General features: G+C 40.2%; 12 protein-coding genes and 1 pseudogene. 5 read left to right on the plus strand and 8 right to left on the minus strand.

Annotated features, from left to right (window positions below; translation table 11 throughout):
• Window positions 1-152: 152 nt before the first annotated feature.
• Window positions 153-3,632, plus strand: coding sequence for a helicase-exonuclease AddAB subunit AddB (gene addB, locus F7984_RS04480; RefSeq protein WP_066101660.1), 3,480 nt, complete (start codon window positions 153-155; stop codon window positions 3,630-3,632).
• On the plus strand, window positions 3,625-7,365 hold the full coding sequence (addA, locus tag F7984_RS04485) for a helicase-exonuclease AddAB subunit AddA (RefSeq protein ID WP_066102393.1): 3,741 nt from the start codon (window positions 3,625-3,627) through the stop codon (window positions 7,363-7,365). The genes addB and addA overlap by 8 nt, the downstream gene beginning before the upstream one ends.
• A 123-nt stretch (window positions 7,366-7,488) precedes the next feature.
• Here addA and F7984_RS04490 read toward each other — a convergent pair.
• Both F7984_RS04490 and F7984_RS04495 read right to left on the minus strand, forming a co-directional pair.
• Window positions 7,489-7,892: pseudogene (locus F7984_RS04490) on the minus strand (SMI1/KNR4 family protein).
• A 135-nt stretch (window positions 7,893-8,027) separates the two neighbouring features.
• Window positions 8,028-8,936, minus strand: a complete 909-nt coding sequence (locus F7984_RS04495) for a 3-hydroxyacyl-CoA dehydrogenase (RefSeq protein WP_066101657.1) — start codon at window positions 8,934-8,936, stop codon at window positions 8,028-8,030.
• A 243-nt stretch (window positions 8,937-9,179) separates the two neighbouring features.
• On the opposite strand from F7984_RS04495, the gene F7984_RS04500 reads away from it, so the two are divergent.
• Window positions 9,180-9,482 carry an HNH endonuclease signature motif containing protein gene (locus tag F7984_RS04500; protein WP_066101654.1) on the plus strand — a complete coding sequence of 101 codons (303 nt, stop codon included), beginning with the start codon at window positions 9,180-9,182 and terminating at the stop codon, window positions 9,480-9,482.
• 4 nt (window positions 9,483-9,486) lie between these two features.
• On the opposite strand, the gene F7984_RS04505 is transcribed toward F7984_RS04500, so the two are convergent.
• The 6 genes from F7984_RS04505 to F7984_RS04530 are packed head-to-tail and all read right to left on the minus strand — an operon-like array spanning window position 9,487 to window position 11,368.
• Window positions 9,487-9,705, minus strand: coding sequence for a spore germination protein (locus F7984_RS04505; protein ID WP_066101652.1), 219 nt, complete (start codon window positions 9,703-9,705; stop codon window positions 9,487-9,489).
• Window positions 9,705-10,100 carry a spore germination protein GerPE gene (locus tag F7984_RS04510; protein WP_066101649.1) on the minus strand — a complete coding sequence of 132 codons (396 nt, stop codon included), beginning with the start codon at window positions 10,098-10,100 and terminating at the stop codon, window positions 9,705-9,707. Before F7984_RS04510 ends, F7984_RS04505 begins: the two co-directional genes overlap by 1 nt.
• A 13-nt stretch (window positions 10,101-10,113) precedes the next feature.
• Window positions 10,114-10,293, minus strand: a complete 180-nt coding sequence (locus F7984_RS04515; RefSeq protein ID WP_066101647.1) for a hypothetical protein — start codon at window positions 10,291-10,293, stop codon at window positions 10,114-10,116.
• Window positions 10,294-10,298: 5 nt separating this feature from the next.
• On the minus strand, window positions 10,299-10,907 hold the full coding sequence (gene gerPC, locus F7984_RS04520) for a spore germination protein GerPC (RefSeq protein WP_066101644.1): 609 nt from the start codon (window positions 10,905-10,907) through the stop codon (window positions 10,299-10,301).
• Between the two features lie 5 nt (window positions 10,908-10,912).
• Window positions 10,913-11,134: a spore germination protein GerPB gene (locus F7984_RS04525; RefSeq protein WP_066101641.1), complete on the minus strand. Its 222-nt coding sequence runs from the start codon at window positions 11,132-11,134 to the stop codon at window positions 10,913-10,915.
• A 12-nt stretch (window positions 11,135-11,146) separates the two neighbouring features.
• The gene (locus tag F7984_RS04530) at window positions 11,147-11,368 is read right to left on the minus strand and encodes a spore germination protein (RefSeq protein WP_066101638.1); all 222 of its coding nucleotides are present in this window, start codon (window positions 11,366-11,368) and stop codon (window positions 11,147-11,149) included.
• A gap of 186 nt (window positions 11,369-11,554) precedes the next feature.
• Between F7984_RS04530 and F7984_RS04535 the strand changes: the two genes are divergently transcribed.
• On the plus strand, window positions 11,555-12,745 hold the full coding sequence (locus F7984_RS04535; RefSeq protein WP_066101635.1) for a DUF418 domain-containing protein: 1,191 nt from the start codon (window positions 11,555-11,557) through the stop codon (window positions 12,743-12,745).
• Between the two features lie 125 nt (window positions 12,746-12,870).
• Entirely contained in the window at window positions 12,871-13,755 is an 885-nt protein-coding gene (locus F7984_RS04540) for a fumarylacetoacetate hydrolase family protein (protein WP_066102390.1), read from the plus strand.
• The last annotated feature ends 43 nt before the right edge of the window (window positions 13,756-13,798 follow it).

Raw genomic sequence — 13,798 nt, forward strand, 5'->3', positions numbered from 1 at the left:
CTCGTTTCCTGTGATATAACAAAAACGAATCTTCTATTCACCATTGAAATAAACCATTTTTTACAATGCTGGGATATAGAGTCAATTGAGGAGAAAACGCCATTAATTATGATAAAATAGAGAGATAGATATAAAGGGGGGAGGCACATTTAATGTCTTTGCAATTTTATATTGGAAAAACAGGTACAGGTAAGACAGAGACTATTTTAAATGACATTAGGACCAAGCTGGAGAGTGATCCGGAAGGTTCTTCGATTATATATATTGTTCCAGATCAGATGACTTTTCAGGCTGAGCTGGAATTAATTAATACGCCTAATCTGGGCGGGATGATACGTGCTCAAGTGTTTAGCTTCAGCCGTCTGGCATGGAAGGTTTTGCAGGAAACAGGCGGTATGGGCAGACGGCATTTAAATAATGTCGGTGTCAACATGGTGATTCGCAAAATCATGGAGGAAAATAAGGACGAGTTAAAGACCTTTCAACGTTCCAGTGATAAGCAGGGCTTTATTACCCAGCTGAGTGATTTACTGAAGGAATGTAAGCGATATTGCCTGACTCCTGAGGAAATGCTAAACCAATCAGATGGAAAGGTATCACCGATTTTACGATCAAAGCTTGATGATCTATCCCTTTTATACAATGGATTTGAGCGTGAATTAGAGGGTCAGTACGTGGATTCAGAGGATTACTTTACTTTATTAGTAGAAAAGATGCCTGAATCAGCTTACCTTCGCGATGCTGAAATTTATATAGATGGATTTTACAGCTTTACAGCCCAGGAATACGGCATTATGGCAGCTCTAATGCAACACTGTAGGAATGTGACGGTTTCGTTGACATTAGATCAGCCCTTTAAAGAATGGGCGCCTGATCCACTTCATTTATTCAGGATGACAGGGGAAACTTATTTTGATCTATACCAGATTGCGCTCCAAAACGGAGTAAAGGTGGAGGAGGATCGTTTATTTAAGGAACCGCATCGATTTATTCAAAATGAATCCATGCAGCATTTGGATAAATGGTTTGCCAACAGACCGGCACCAGTTTATGATCAGGAGCCGAATTTTGAATTTTGCCCAGCTGGTAACAGAAGGGCTGAGGTGGAAGGAATCGCACGTAAGATTCTAAAGAGTGTTAGGGAAGGATATCGATACAGAGATATCTTTGTGTTAATGAGAAATAGCCAGGAATATGCTGAAGTGGTGGAAACCGTCTTTATGGACTATGGTATTCCTGTCTTTATCGATCAAAAGAGACCTATGCTTAATCACCCTTTGATCGAGCTTATTCGTTCTACACTTGAAGCCTTAACGAATAATTGGCGTTATGAACCGATGTTCCGTGCTATAAAAACAGACCTTTTGTTTGATAAGAATGCCTATATACCAAAAGAGCGTGAGAGTGCTGCTCTGCTAGAAAATTATGTATTATCCAGAGGCTATTATGGTGACCGTTGGAGTAAGAAGCAGGGCTGGAAGTATAAAAGAAATCGCGGTCTTGAACTGGTTGCCAGTGTCCAGACAGATGAAGAATTGAAAATGGAATTGTTGCTGAATGAAACGAAGGAACAAGTGGCAGAGCCCATCCGTCGACTTGCAAATCGTTTTAAAAAAGCAACATCCGGAACGGATTATGCTCAGGCTTTATATATGTATTTAGATGAGCTTAACATACCGGAAAAGCTTGAAAAAATGGCTCGAAGCGATGAGCAGGAAGGCCGACTCATCCATGCAACCGAGCACGACCAGGCATGGAATGGTGTCATGGATTTGTTGGATCAATTTGTAGAAATTGTTGGGGACAGGCCGGTTACGTTAAAGAATTTTGGTGCAATCCTAGAAAGCGGGATTGAAACACTGAACTTCTCCTTAATTCCACCTTCCCTTGACCAAGTAGTCGTGACCAATATGGATTTATCACGTCCTCAAAATGTAAAGATTGCTTTCATAGCAGGCCTAAATGAAGGGGTGATTCCTTCAAAAGTAAGTGAAGGGGGAATCCTTTCAGATACGGATCGAGAAACACTGAAGTCTACCGGAATAAAGATGGCACCGACATCAAGTACCAAATTATTAGATGAAGAGTTTGCTGCATACAAGGCATTCCTGCTTGCATCCGACTATGTATATTTTTCTTATCCACTGGCTGATGACGAAGGAAAGCAATTATTGGCTTCCTCTTATATGAAACGAGTGAAGGATTTATTTGGTTCGGTGAAAGAAACTTTCTTTGTGCATGATCCGGCTGAAATGAGTGATGAGCTGCAACTGGAGTATGTGGTTCAGACGAGAGCAACGCTGTCATTCCTGGCAAGCCAGCTTCAACAGAAAAAAAGGAATTATCCGGTATCGCCTGTTTGGTGGGATGTATATAACGAATATGTTAAAGACGGTCCGATGAAGGATCAGGCGGCCTTTGTTCTTTCAGCGCTTTCGTATCAAAATAAAGCGAAGAAAATCCCTGACCAAAAAGCGGTTGAATTGTATGGAGATACAATCCAGGGAAGTGTGTCAAGAATGGAGCTATTCAATAGCTGCCCATTTGCGCATTTTTCCTCACACGGCTTAAAGCTTAGGGAACGGGATATCTACCGTTTAGAAGCTCCTGATATCGGAGAAATGTTCCATGGTGCTCTGCAATGGATGACGGAACAAATTATCGAACGTGGGACAAGCTGGGGAGCTTTATCACGGGAGCAATGTATCCAATTAGCCAGAACGGCTGTAGAGGTAATGGCACCGAAACTGCAGAATGAAATCTTATTATCTTCCAATCGATTCCATTATTTAAAAAGGAAACTGGAACAAATTGTGGCGAGAGCCTCAATCACTTTAAGCGGACAAGCGAAAAACAGCCAATTTTCACCGATTGGGCTAGAGCTTGGATTTGGCCGGAGAGGTTCTTTGCCGCCTCTGACCTTTGAGCTTAAAAATGGAACAAAGATGGAACTGGCTGGGCGAATTGATCGGATTGATCAGGCGAAGACAGATGATGGAACCTATTTGAGAATCATTGATTATAAATCGAGCTCGAAGGATTTAAACTTCACGGAAATCTATTATGGAATCGCCTTGCAAATGCTGACTTACCTCGATATCGTGGTCACACACTCACCACTGTTGGTTGGGGAACAGGCTAAGCCTGCAGGTGTCCTGTATTTCCATGTTCACAATCCATTAATTAAAAACAATGGAGTTTATACGTTAGACCAGATTGAACGTGAAGTCTTTAAAAGCTTTAAGATGAAGGGATTGCTTTTAGGGGATGACCAGGTTGTTAAAATGATGGACAGTGATTTGGAAAATGGGGAATCCCTGATTGTACCTGCTGGATTTAAGAAGGATGGGCATTTTACGGCGGCTTCACGAATCGCAAGTGAAGGAGAGTTCTCTCTTTTAAGCCGGCATGTGAAGAGAATGTATGCCGATACGGGTAATGCAATTACGAGCGGTGTAGCTGATATCAAACCTTATCGTTTGCAAAATAAATTACCATGTACCTTCTGTAATTATAAAACAGTTTGCCAGTTTGATCCTTCTCTTGAGAGCAACGAGTACAGAGTATTTAAACCGGCTAAAAAAGAAGAAATCTTTGAGGCTATACGGGAGGAGGAAGAAGATGATGAATAACCGTAAACAAATTCCCGTAAAACCGGCAGATGCCTTATGGACAGATGACCAATGGAAAGCTATCACTGCGGATGGAAATGATATTCTAGTAGCGGCTGCGGCCGGAAGTGGTAAAACAGCTGTACTGGTTGAGAGGATTATCAGGAAGATTATTTCAGAGGATAACCCTCTTGATGTGGATCGTTTATTGATAGCCACCTTTACCAATGCTTCAGCTGCTGAAATGCGCCACCGTATTGCGGAGGCGCTGGAGAAGGAAATTAAAAAGAATCCGGACTCCAGACATTTACGTAAGCAGCTCAGCTTGCTGAATAAGGCGAATATCTCAACCCTTCATTCCTTCTGCTTGGATGTAGTCCGGAGTCATTATTATTTGCTGGACATTGATCCTGGATTCCGAATTGGGGACTCAACGGAAATCGAATTAATTAAAGATGAAATTCTTGAAGAAGTATTGGAAACACAGTATGGAATATCTGATAATGAGCCGTTTTTCAGGCTTATCGATGCATTTACGGATGACCGCAGTGATCGTACGATTCTCGAAATTATCCGAGTGCTTGATGATTTTTCAAGATCAAATCCCAATCCTAAAGAATGGCTGGAAAGCCTTGCGGATATGTATGAGATAGGGGAACATACCAGGATTGAGGATCTGCCATTTTATCCAGTCTTGAAATTTGATATCATGATGCGCCTCGCTGCAGCTAAAGAAATGATCCATGAAGGCTATCAATTAACCTTGCTACCTGATGGTCCAGCTGCCCTGGGTGAAACATTTAAATTAGATGAAGAGCTTATTAACAAGTTATCCGAGTCGCTTGAAGCAGATTGGCAGTCGATGGCAGATGCATTTTCAGCGGTTAGCTTTGCAAAAGCAAAAACGATTCGCAAGGGAACCTGTGATGAAGACTTGGCAAAGCAAGCCAAGAAAATGAGAGATGATGTTAAGAAATTGCTGAATGGAATTACGAGCGATTTATTCTTCCGGAAAGCAGATAGTTTTTTAAAGGATATATCAGATATGAAGCCGTATGTAGTGACGCTTGCCGGGTTGGTCACAGCGTTCCAAAAACGATTCCTGGCAGAAAAGCTTGAACGCGGGATTGTTGATTTTTCCGACTTGGAGCATATGGCGTTAGAAATTCTTGGGACTTATGAGTATGGAACATTAAAGCCAACAGATGTTGCGTTGGAGTACCGTGATAAATTCAAAGAGGTACTTGTCGATGAATATCAGGATACTAATATGGTGCAGGAAACAATCCTTCAGCTTGTTACACAGGACGGTGAGTCAACCGGCAATATGTTTATGGTTGGGGATGTTAAGCAATCTATCTATCGATTCCGCCTGGCTGAGCCTAATCTTTTCATGGGGAAATACAGCAGATTTTTAACAGAGCCGACAGATACCGGAATGAAGATTGATTTGAATAAAAATTTCCGCAGCCGAAGTGAAGTATTGGCAGGTACGAACTTTTTATTTAAACAATTGATGGGAAAAACGGTTGGTGAAATAGAATATGATGAACCCGCTGAATTGAAAAAAGGAGCAGCCTATCCTGAGGATGAAGAGTACCCGGTGGAACTTTATTTGATTGATAAATCGGCAGAAGGAGCTGGTTACGGATCTGAGGATGATGACGAGGCAGACGAAGATCTTGAAACGGTACTGTTAGAAGCTAGGCAAATGGCTGAATTAATTAAACAAATGATTAATGAACGCCGTAAAGTGTATGATGCCAAAACGAAAACATACCGAAACATTACCTATCGGGATATTGTCATCTTGCTGCGTTCCATGCCATGGGCTCCTCAAATTATGGATGAATTCAGAGCGCAGGGTATCCCGGTTTATGCCGATCTCTCAACAGGATACTTTGAGGCGACAGAAGTAGCTATTATGATCTCTCTCCTGCAAATTATTGATAATCCATATCAGGATATTCCGCTTGCATCCGTGCTGCGTTCTCCTATTGTGGGGCTGGATGAAGAAAACTTGTCAGATATCCGGATTACCCTGCCAAAGGGGCAATTCTATGATGCGTTAAAGGCCTATTGCCAGTATGGTTCATTTGAAAAATACGGGACTGTCTATTTAAAAGTGAAGCGATTCTTTGATTATCTTCACGAATGGAGAAACCAGGCACGTGAGGGGGCACTATCCAGTTTAATTTGGCAGCTCTACCGGGACACGGGCTATTACGATTTTGTTGGCGGTATGCCTGGCGGCAAACAAAGGCAGGCCAATTTATTGGCACTATATAACCGGGCCAGACAATATGAGGAAAGTTCATTCAGAGGAATATTCCGCTTTCTCCGTTTTATCGATCGGATGAGAGAAAGGGGCAGTGATTTGGGTGCGGCACGTGCCCTCGGTGAACAGGAAGATGTTGTCCGGATTATGACCATTCATAAGAGTAAGGGACTGGAATTCCCTGTCGTGATTTTGGGCGGTTTGTCTAAGAAGTTTAATCAGATGGATCTAAAGCGTTCCTATTTAGTGGATAAGGATCTGGGCCTTGCATTTCGATATGTGAATCCGGAGTTAAGGATAACCTATCCATCCTTACCGCAGATTGCTTTTAAAAAGAAGCAGCTCCTTGAAAATATTGCGGAAGAGATGCGCGTTCTGTATGTTGCGTTAACCCGTGCAAAAGAGAAGCTGTACTTAATCGGAACACTCTCGGATGCTGAAAAATCGTTTAAGAAGTGGTCTGCCTACGAGAATAAAGAAGGCTGGCTTCTACCTGATTATACAAGGGCAAATGCCACTTCCTATATGGATTGGATTGGTCCGTCTCTAGTGAGGCATCGTATCTTTAAAGAAGGGGCAATCGCCAGTGATTCACTTGCTGAGATTGCTAGTCATCCATCAGAATGGCAGGTACATGTCCGGAAATCGAATACGTTGCAATCAGTTACAGAGGAAGAAAACATGGAAAGTAAACGATTATTTAAATCAATTGAACAAATGGAACCAATTGAGGTAGAGTCTGAGTTTAAAGAACGGGTCAGGGACCAAATGGAATGGGATTATCGATTTAAAAGCTCGACAACTGGGCGTTCTAAGCAGTCTGTGTCCGAATTGAAACGATTAAATGAATCAAAGGATGAATATAGTGCAACTGATTTGGTTCGGGCGACCTTTAAACGGATGAATTTAAAGAGACCGGCTTTTATGCAGCAAAAAACAATGTCACCTGCTGAAAAGGGAACGATGATGCATTTAGTAATGCAGCATTTGGACTTTACAAAGCCAGTCACGGAAGAGTCTGTTCAGACGTTACTGGGGTATTTGGTGATGAAGGAATACGCTACGAAGGAACAAGTCAGTGAGATAAGAACTGACCAGATTTTGAGCTTTTTTGAAAGTGAATTGGGTCAACGCTTGCAGCAAGCAAATAAAATACGCAAGGAAATTCCATTTACAATGGCACTTCCTGCACATGAAGCGTATCAGGATTGGCAGGATGGCGACGAGAACATTCTTGTTCAGGGGATAGTGGATTGCCTATTTGAAGATGAGAATGGGCTTGTACTGCTTGACTATAAAACAGACGCGATAACAGATCGATTTAAAAATGGATTTGAAGAAGCTGAGCCTGTATTAAAAGAAAGATATGAAAAGCAGATTCAGCTATATACAAGAGCGATTGAACAAATCCTGAAAAGAGAAGTTTCAGAAAGATATCTGATGTTCTTTGACGGTACACACGTATTGAAGCTTTAACTGCTGAAGGCGGCACATTTGGACGGGAAACCGTGCAGTTGTGTCGTCTTTTTTTATATTTTCTCTTTCGATACTGTCTAATTTGGGAAAATAAATGGCCAACAGGAATCGCTATATCATTTATTATTGGACCGATACGATAAATTTTTTCAAGTTAGAAGCTACTTCTTCTAGTTCGCCGGTTTCGTGATACCAAATATAAATTTTATCATCCAGGTTTGTATCTACAATCTTATAGCATAATTTGTCCCCTGTACCATCCTCGCCAATAGATATGAGATTTTTATCCATTTCTTCGTCTCGCATATCTTTATTTTGTCTTACAATATCATCCCATGTTCTTTTTAAATTTCTAGGATCTTTAATTGGGAAAAGGATCCATTCATCAATCTGTGCTTGGTTAGATAGTTTAAAGAGATCTTTATACTGTTTGGGGAAATTTCATCTAAGTGTTCTTCTGCTAATTTTATATCTAAATCTGTAACTCCAGGTTTTTTTGTATCAAGCAAATCGACAATATCATTCATTTAATACATAACCTCCCTTTTAATCTTATATAAAGATTCTTGATATATTTTTAAAATCCTTCTTCAGTGGACCTAAAGAAATCCTATTAGCATTTATGCCAATAGGATTTATCTTAGAAGTATCAGTGATCTGGTTTAAGGCTGTAGAAAGTCTTTTTTCTTATAGGCTGGATTCGGATATTTATAGAATCCTTCCCCTGTTTTCATACCCAATTTGCCTTTGTTAATAAATTCTGTTTTGACTAAATCTGCAATGTCCTTGAATGGATTTTGCTCTGGATTTGGATGCTTTGCTGCTTTAGTACTGACGATGTTATAAACTGTTTCCAAACCGACTACATCAATAATCGCAAATGGTCCAAGAGGTGCACCTGTAGCAATCATCCATGTTTTATCGATTGTATATGGATCCGCTACTCCATTTCCCCATAGATTTTGGGCTGCATCCAGTAATGGAACGAGTAAGCTGTTTAGAATATAGCCAGGTTGCTCTTTTTTTATATGGAGCGGAACCATTCCAATTGCGGCTGCGAATTGCAATACATCTTCAACCACTTGGTCATCAGTTTGAGGATGTGGCATGACTTCTCCAGTATTATTCATCCAAACGCGGTTTGCGAAGTGCAGGGCCAGGAATTTCTCCGGACGTCCGGTATATTCGGCAAAATCACTAGGAAGCATCGTAGAAGAGTTTGTTGCAAACACCGTATGTTCAGGTGCAACTTTACTCAACTCAGTGTAAAAGTTAATTTTGATTTCTTTTAACTCTGGAATAGCTTCGATGACCAAGTCGGCATTAGCTGTTGCGATTTTTAAGTCTGTTGCATATTGAATACGTGATTGAGCAGACCGGGCTGCTTCCTGTTCATTTTTAAAATAGGCAATGTAGGTATCTTCTAAATCGGTGATACGATTCTTTGCTTGTTCAATGGCGCTCTCATTAATATCATAAATGGTGACATTAAAGCCTTTAAAGGCTGTTTGAAAAGCGATTTGACTCCCTAAAACCCCACTGCCTGCAACTGTCACATTTTTATAATTCATGAATAAGTTCCCCCAATCTGTAAATTGGATATTAAGTTCTTACCAGTAAATATCCATACCCTTCAAGGAAAATATACTACTATATTGTTAAAAATAAAAATAGTAAGACTTTAGACTTGTTCAAGTGAAATAAAACGATATAGATAGGAGTAAAACAGGAATGGATGTCACTTAATAATGGAAATATAAATGAATACGATCATTGTGCTAATTTAGGAAAAGGTATGAAAAGGAGGGGATTATATGAGTAAAGCAAGGAGCGGTGTATGTGAACTCTGTCTACGAAATGATGTCGAACGGACGATTCACCATTTAATTCCACGCGAATATGGTGGGGGCCCCAATGATACCTCCAAGCTATGCATTCCATGCCATAAACAGATACATGCTCTTTATCCAAATTTGGATTTGGCTGTCAGACTTAATACGATTGAGAAACTGAGAGATGATCCTGAAATCAAGAAATATTTAAAGTGGATTGTAAAGCAGCCGGCAGGTAAATTACCGCGTATAAAAAAATCCGGCTATAAGGCCGGAAAAAGGTGATTGATTAATTATTCGCAGAGATGGGCTGATCAACCCCATTTATACCAATAACGGAGTTTCCGCTAAGTCCATTTGTATCAAAAATAATTCCACCGGTAATTCCAGAACCTGATCCATTCACACTTTTAGTTGCATATTTTGGGGAGATAACCAGAGAGTCGCCGAATTGAATAATTCCGCTTCCTGCATTAAGGACTTGAACGGAACCTACAAGAGCAGGCATTAAGTTTCCTCCCTTCTTTCATTTTTGGGCCGATTAAGAAGCTGTCTTACATTCATGACTCTAGTTTCGGATCGGATAAACCGGCCGTTTCCTACCTGTAATAAAGAGGAAGCAGAGATGGCCTGTGTTCGGATGCAATCAACAAAAAGGTATGGATTAACATTCTCAAAATTGATATGGACCATTTCTTCAATTGGTTCAAAGTCAGGAACTGTGTAAAATACTTTGTAATCTCCGAAATCACCTTCCTGTCCGTAAAAAATTTCCTGTTCCCGCTGATAGGCAAGGACATTGTCAACTGAGTAACTATATTGAAGTTCTCCTATATCAAATGTAGATCCCCTTGATAAAATGGATACATGAATATGATCGACTATCGATGTTCTTTCCCACATGGCATGGTCCTCTTTAACGATTAACAATAGGCTGCAAGGGTCCAAATTCTAATGCGTTTAATGGCGTGTCAGAGGCAGCAAATAGCTGCATGGTTTCTGTATCGCCGACTTTAATAGCAGAGGCGCTCGATACAGATATCAACTTTATACAGCCAACCTTAATTTGTTCGTTTACGACATGGAAATTCATCACATTGCTCACTGCTCCTTCATTGAATCAGGATAAACCTCTATAAATCTGATGATGGCGTTTTCGATATCTGTTTTGAGTACTTCTAATATTTGCTCCCGAATTGCCGGGATTTTTTGCTCAGTCCGGTTATGAGGTGGCGTTTGGTCCAAATAATGATGAATGCGCTGAGGAAGCTGCCGGGCTAGATCCTCCATGATAAAGGAGCGCATGGTTTCATCCGCTTTTTGTTCGCAGATATGTTCGGCTCTTTTAAAGATTTCATCCTTCTGATTATTTAGGTCAAGTAAAACCTCGCTCGTTAGTTGATGGACAAATTCATCCCTGGATGGAAAGAGAAATGGACCGGGAGGAGTGTGATTATTGATGGCCAACTCATCGATTTTTTCTAAATCTGATGGGGTTAGCCCAATATTTAAGGTACCCTCCAATCTTTCCACTTTCAGTTGGTCAAATTTATATTCTATCCGATCGACTCGAATCGGTGCCTGATGTTTTGCCTCTGTTAATTCTTCTTTTAATCTCTTTACGTCTTCTTCCAGTTTGCGGATAGCCTGCTGTTGATATTCCAGCGTATTTTGTAAGTAGTGTAGGAATTGGGTTAAATCCTGCTGCACATGACTCATCCTTTCCTATTCTGGACTTGAACCTGCGGAGAATCTTCTTCAGTCTCAAAAAGGGGATGGTGCGCTTCCGGAGCAGGTGCCTCAAAGCCACCGGAATTGGTCATGAGTGACTTGGACTTGATGATACCGGCACTGCCGATTTGCAGGACGGATGCATTGGCGATTGCGTTAATTTTAATGGTATTAATCATAATCGTTTGCTTAACAAAGATGTTCAATTTTTTTCACCTCTATAACGTAAATGCAATTGGTTGATCGACAACATCTGCATCAAACGTATTCGTAGCACTGTAAGGATTGTTTACAGCCACATAATCACCCGTATTAAATGAACCCGCTCCGGAAAATGTTTTAGCATTAGAGTAGGGAGTGACCTTGTAAATATCCCCCACATTAAATACACCGCTGCTCCCTACACTGAGAATTTGGACAACACCTACAATACCTGGCACATTTAACACCTTCCTTGGGTATACCTATATCTACCATCTTAACGTTCTTTAACAGTATATGAGGAATGGGCTGAAAGGTGAGGGAACCTCTGTGCTTCAGAAAAAACAGATAATTATGTAGGGGATTTTAGCAGAAACTGCTAAACTGGTTTTATAAGAAATTTTTAGGAGAGATGGGGTGTTCTATTGCAATCCATAACGGATAAACAAAGGATACATGTGGTTGATTTTCTGCGTGGGATTTCAATTGTAGGAATTTTATTGGTCAATATGCTCGATTTTCATTCGCCTTTTTTGTATCTTGAATTAGATTATTGGGATAACAATCTAGATCTCTATACATATGCACTCATTGATATTTTGGCACAGGGGAATTTTTATCCGCTTTTTGCCTTTTTGTTTGGGTTCGGTACGATTATTTTAATGACTAGGGCAGAACAAAAGGGGATATCGTTTCCTGTTTTATTTACAAGGCGGATGATCTTTTTACTATTGCTGGGCATAATTCATGCATTTTTAATTTGGCATGGTGATATTTTAATCACATATGCCGTCTGTGGATTACTTTTGCTGCTTGTTTATCGATTAAAGGGTAAAACATTGCTTCGTTTATCAGTATGGTTATATACCATTCCTTATGGAATATTTGGGCTGCTCATTCTACTGCTCGAATTATTGACCCCAACATCTGGATTGTTAAATACCGATTTTTCAAAAATAAATAAAGCCATTGAAATCTATTCAAGCGGGACGTTCACTGAGATTTTTTCACTGAGATTTAATGACTGGGCTGCTGTCAATGGACCGGCAAATATGTTTTTTTTATTTTTATCCGTTTTTCCATGTATTTTGGCAGGAATGGCATTTGCCAAATTGGAATGGCTCACCAATCTGAAGGTTCATCAGAAAAAGTTACAGATCATGTTCCTTGTATCATTGCCTATAGGACTGCTTTTGAAAATGTATCCGTATCTGTCGAGCCAAAATTATGCTACTGAATTTTGGCAGGATATTTTTGGTGGGCCCCTCCTGACACTGGCCATTATAACAGGGATTACTCTTATTTATGAGCAATCTCCAAAGGTTAGAAAAATGGCTGTTCCTTTTGTCAGACTGGGAAGAATGTCGCTTACAAATTACCTTATGCACTCCATTCTATGTACGCTGATCTTTTATTCATATGGACTAGGGCTATATGGCGAAGTGGGAGCTTTTATGGGTACTTTATTAGCTGTATTGATTATCCTGTTTCAAATGGTATATACAAAATATTGGTTACGCTCTTTTAGAATGGGACCAATTGAATATGGCTGGAGAATCGTTACTTACTGGGACAAAGCATCATTCAAGCGGGAAAAGGTATATGATACATTTTAATAAAGGTGGAACGCAGTTTAATAAGAGTATAGCTTAAAAGGATAGAGATACGTAATTTATCATTTTAGTAGCAGGGAAGAGCTGCATAAATGGTTTTAAACCAATATGAAAGGAATGTGGGAAGGATGAAATTTTCAACCGTCAATGATAATGGACAAGCAGTAGCAGGACTGATTGATCAGGATTTATTTTATTCTTTAGAAGTAATTAGGCAATCCAGTGAGGTACTGAAAGGATTGCCAACTTCTTTACAGGCTTTGATTGAAGAATCTGAAACATGGCTGCCAAAGCTTCAGGGATGGGTACAAGCTGCAGAGAAAACAGAAGGTAAATCAATCGACTCTTTAATATGGCTGGCTCCTCTTCCGCGTCCGCACAAAAATATTTTTTGTGTAGGTAAAAATTACGCTGCACATGCTACTGAATTTGATGGCGGGGTTCCACCGGAGGATATGATTGTATTTACGAAGGCTCCAACCGCAGTCAATGCCCATAAACAAGTTGTGCCTCTTCATACAGAAGTAACGAATGAGCTGGACTATGAAGGGGAATTGGCTATTGTAATTGGCAAAAAGGGAACCTCTATTTCCCGTGAAAAAGCTTATGATCATGTTTTTGGATATACCATCTTAAACGATATTACAGCAAGAGATTTGCAATCAAAGCATCAGCAATATTTCCTGGGAAAAAGCCTGGATGGTACGTGTCCAATGGGTCCATGGATTGTTTCAAAAGATCATGTGCCACATCCGTATGATCTGGAAATTAAAACAAAAGTAAACGGGGAAACAAGGCAGCATGCCAGAACGTCATTATTTTTGTTTCCAATTGACGAAATCATCGCTACTATTTCGAAGGGAATTACGCTGGAGCCTGGCGACATTATTGCGACCGGTACACCGGCAGGAGTAGGAAAAGGGTTTAAACCACCGCGTTATTTAAAAGACGGGGATGTGATTGAAATAACTATAGAATCGGTTGGGACTTTAAAATCTATCATTTCTAAATAAATTGTAAATACATAATGTTCGTAGAATACAACCTAGTATGCTA

It is taken from the genome of Pradoshia sp. D12 (assembly GCF_008935075.1).
Lineage (GTDB): Bacteria > Bacillota > Bacilli > Bacillales > Pradoshiaceae > Pradoshia.

Excerpts from the sequence above, each read along its gene's own strand:
- F7984_RS04495 (WP_066101657.1), bottom strand. The coding sequence starts at position 8,936 with ATGAATTATAAAAATGTGACAGTTGCAGGCAGTGGGGTTTTAGGGAGT.
- F7984_RS04500 (WP_066101654.1), top strand. The coding sequence starts at position 9,180 with ATGAGTAAAGCAAGGAGCGGTGTATGTGAACTCTGTCTACGAAATGAT.
- F7984_RS04540 (WP_066102390.1), top strand. The coding sequence starts at position 12,871 with ATGAAATTTTCAACCGTCAATGATAATGGACAAGCAGTAGCAGGACTG.
- F7984_RS04510 (WP_066101649.1), bottom strand. The coding sequence starts at position 10,100 with ATGTGGGAAAGAACATCGATAGTCGATCATATTCATGTATCCATTTTA.
- F7984_RS04505 (WP_066101652.1), bottom strand. The coding sequence starts at position 9,705 with ATGCCTGCTCTTGTAGGTTCCGTTCAAGTCCTTAATGCAGGAAGCGGA.
- addA (WP_066102393.1), top strand. The coding sequence starts at position 3,625 with ATGAATAACCGTAAACAAATTCCCGTAAAACCGGCAGATGCCTTATGG.
- addB (WP_066101660.1), top strand. The coding sequence starts at position 153 with ATGTCTTTGCAATTTTATATTGGAAAAACAGGTACAGGTAAGACAGAG.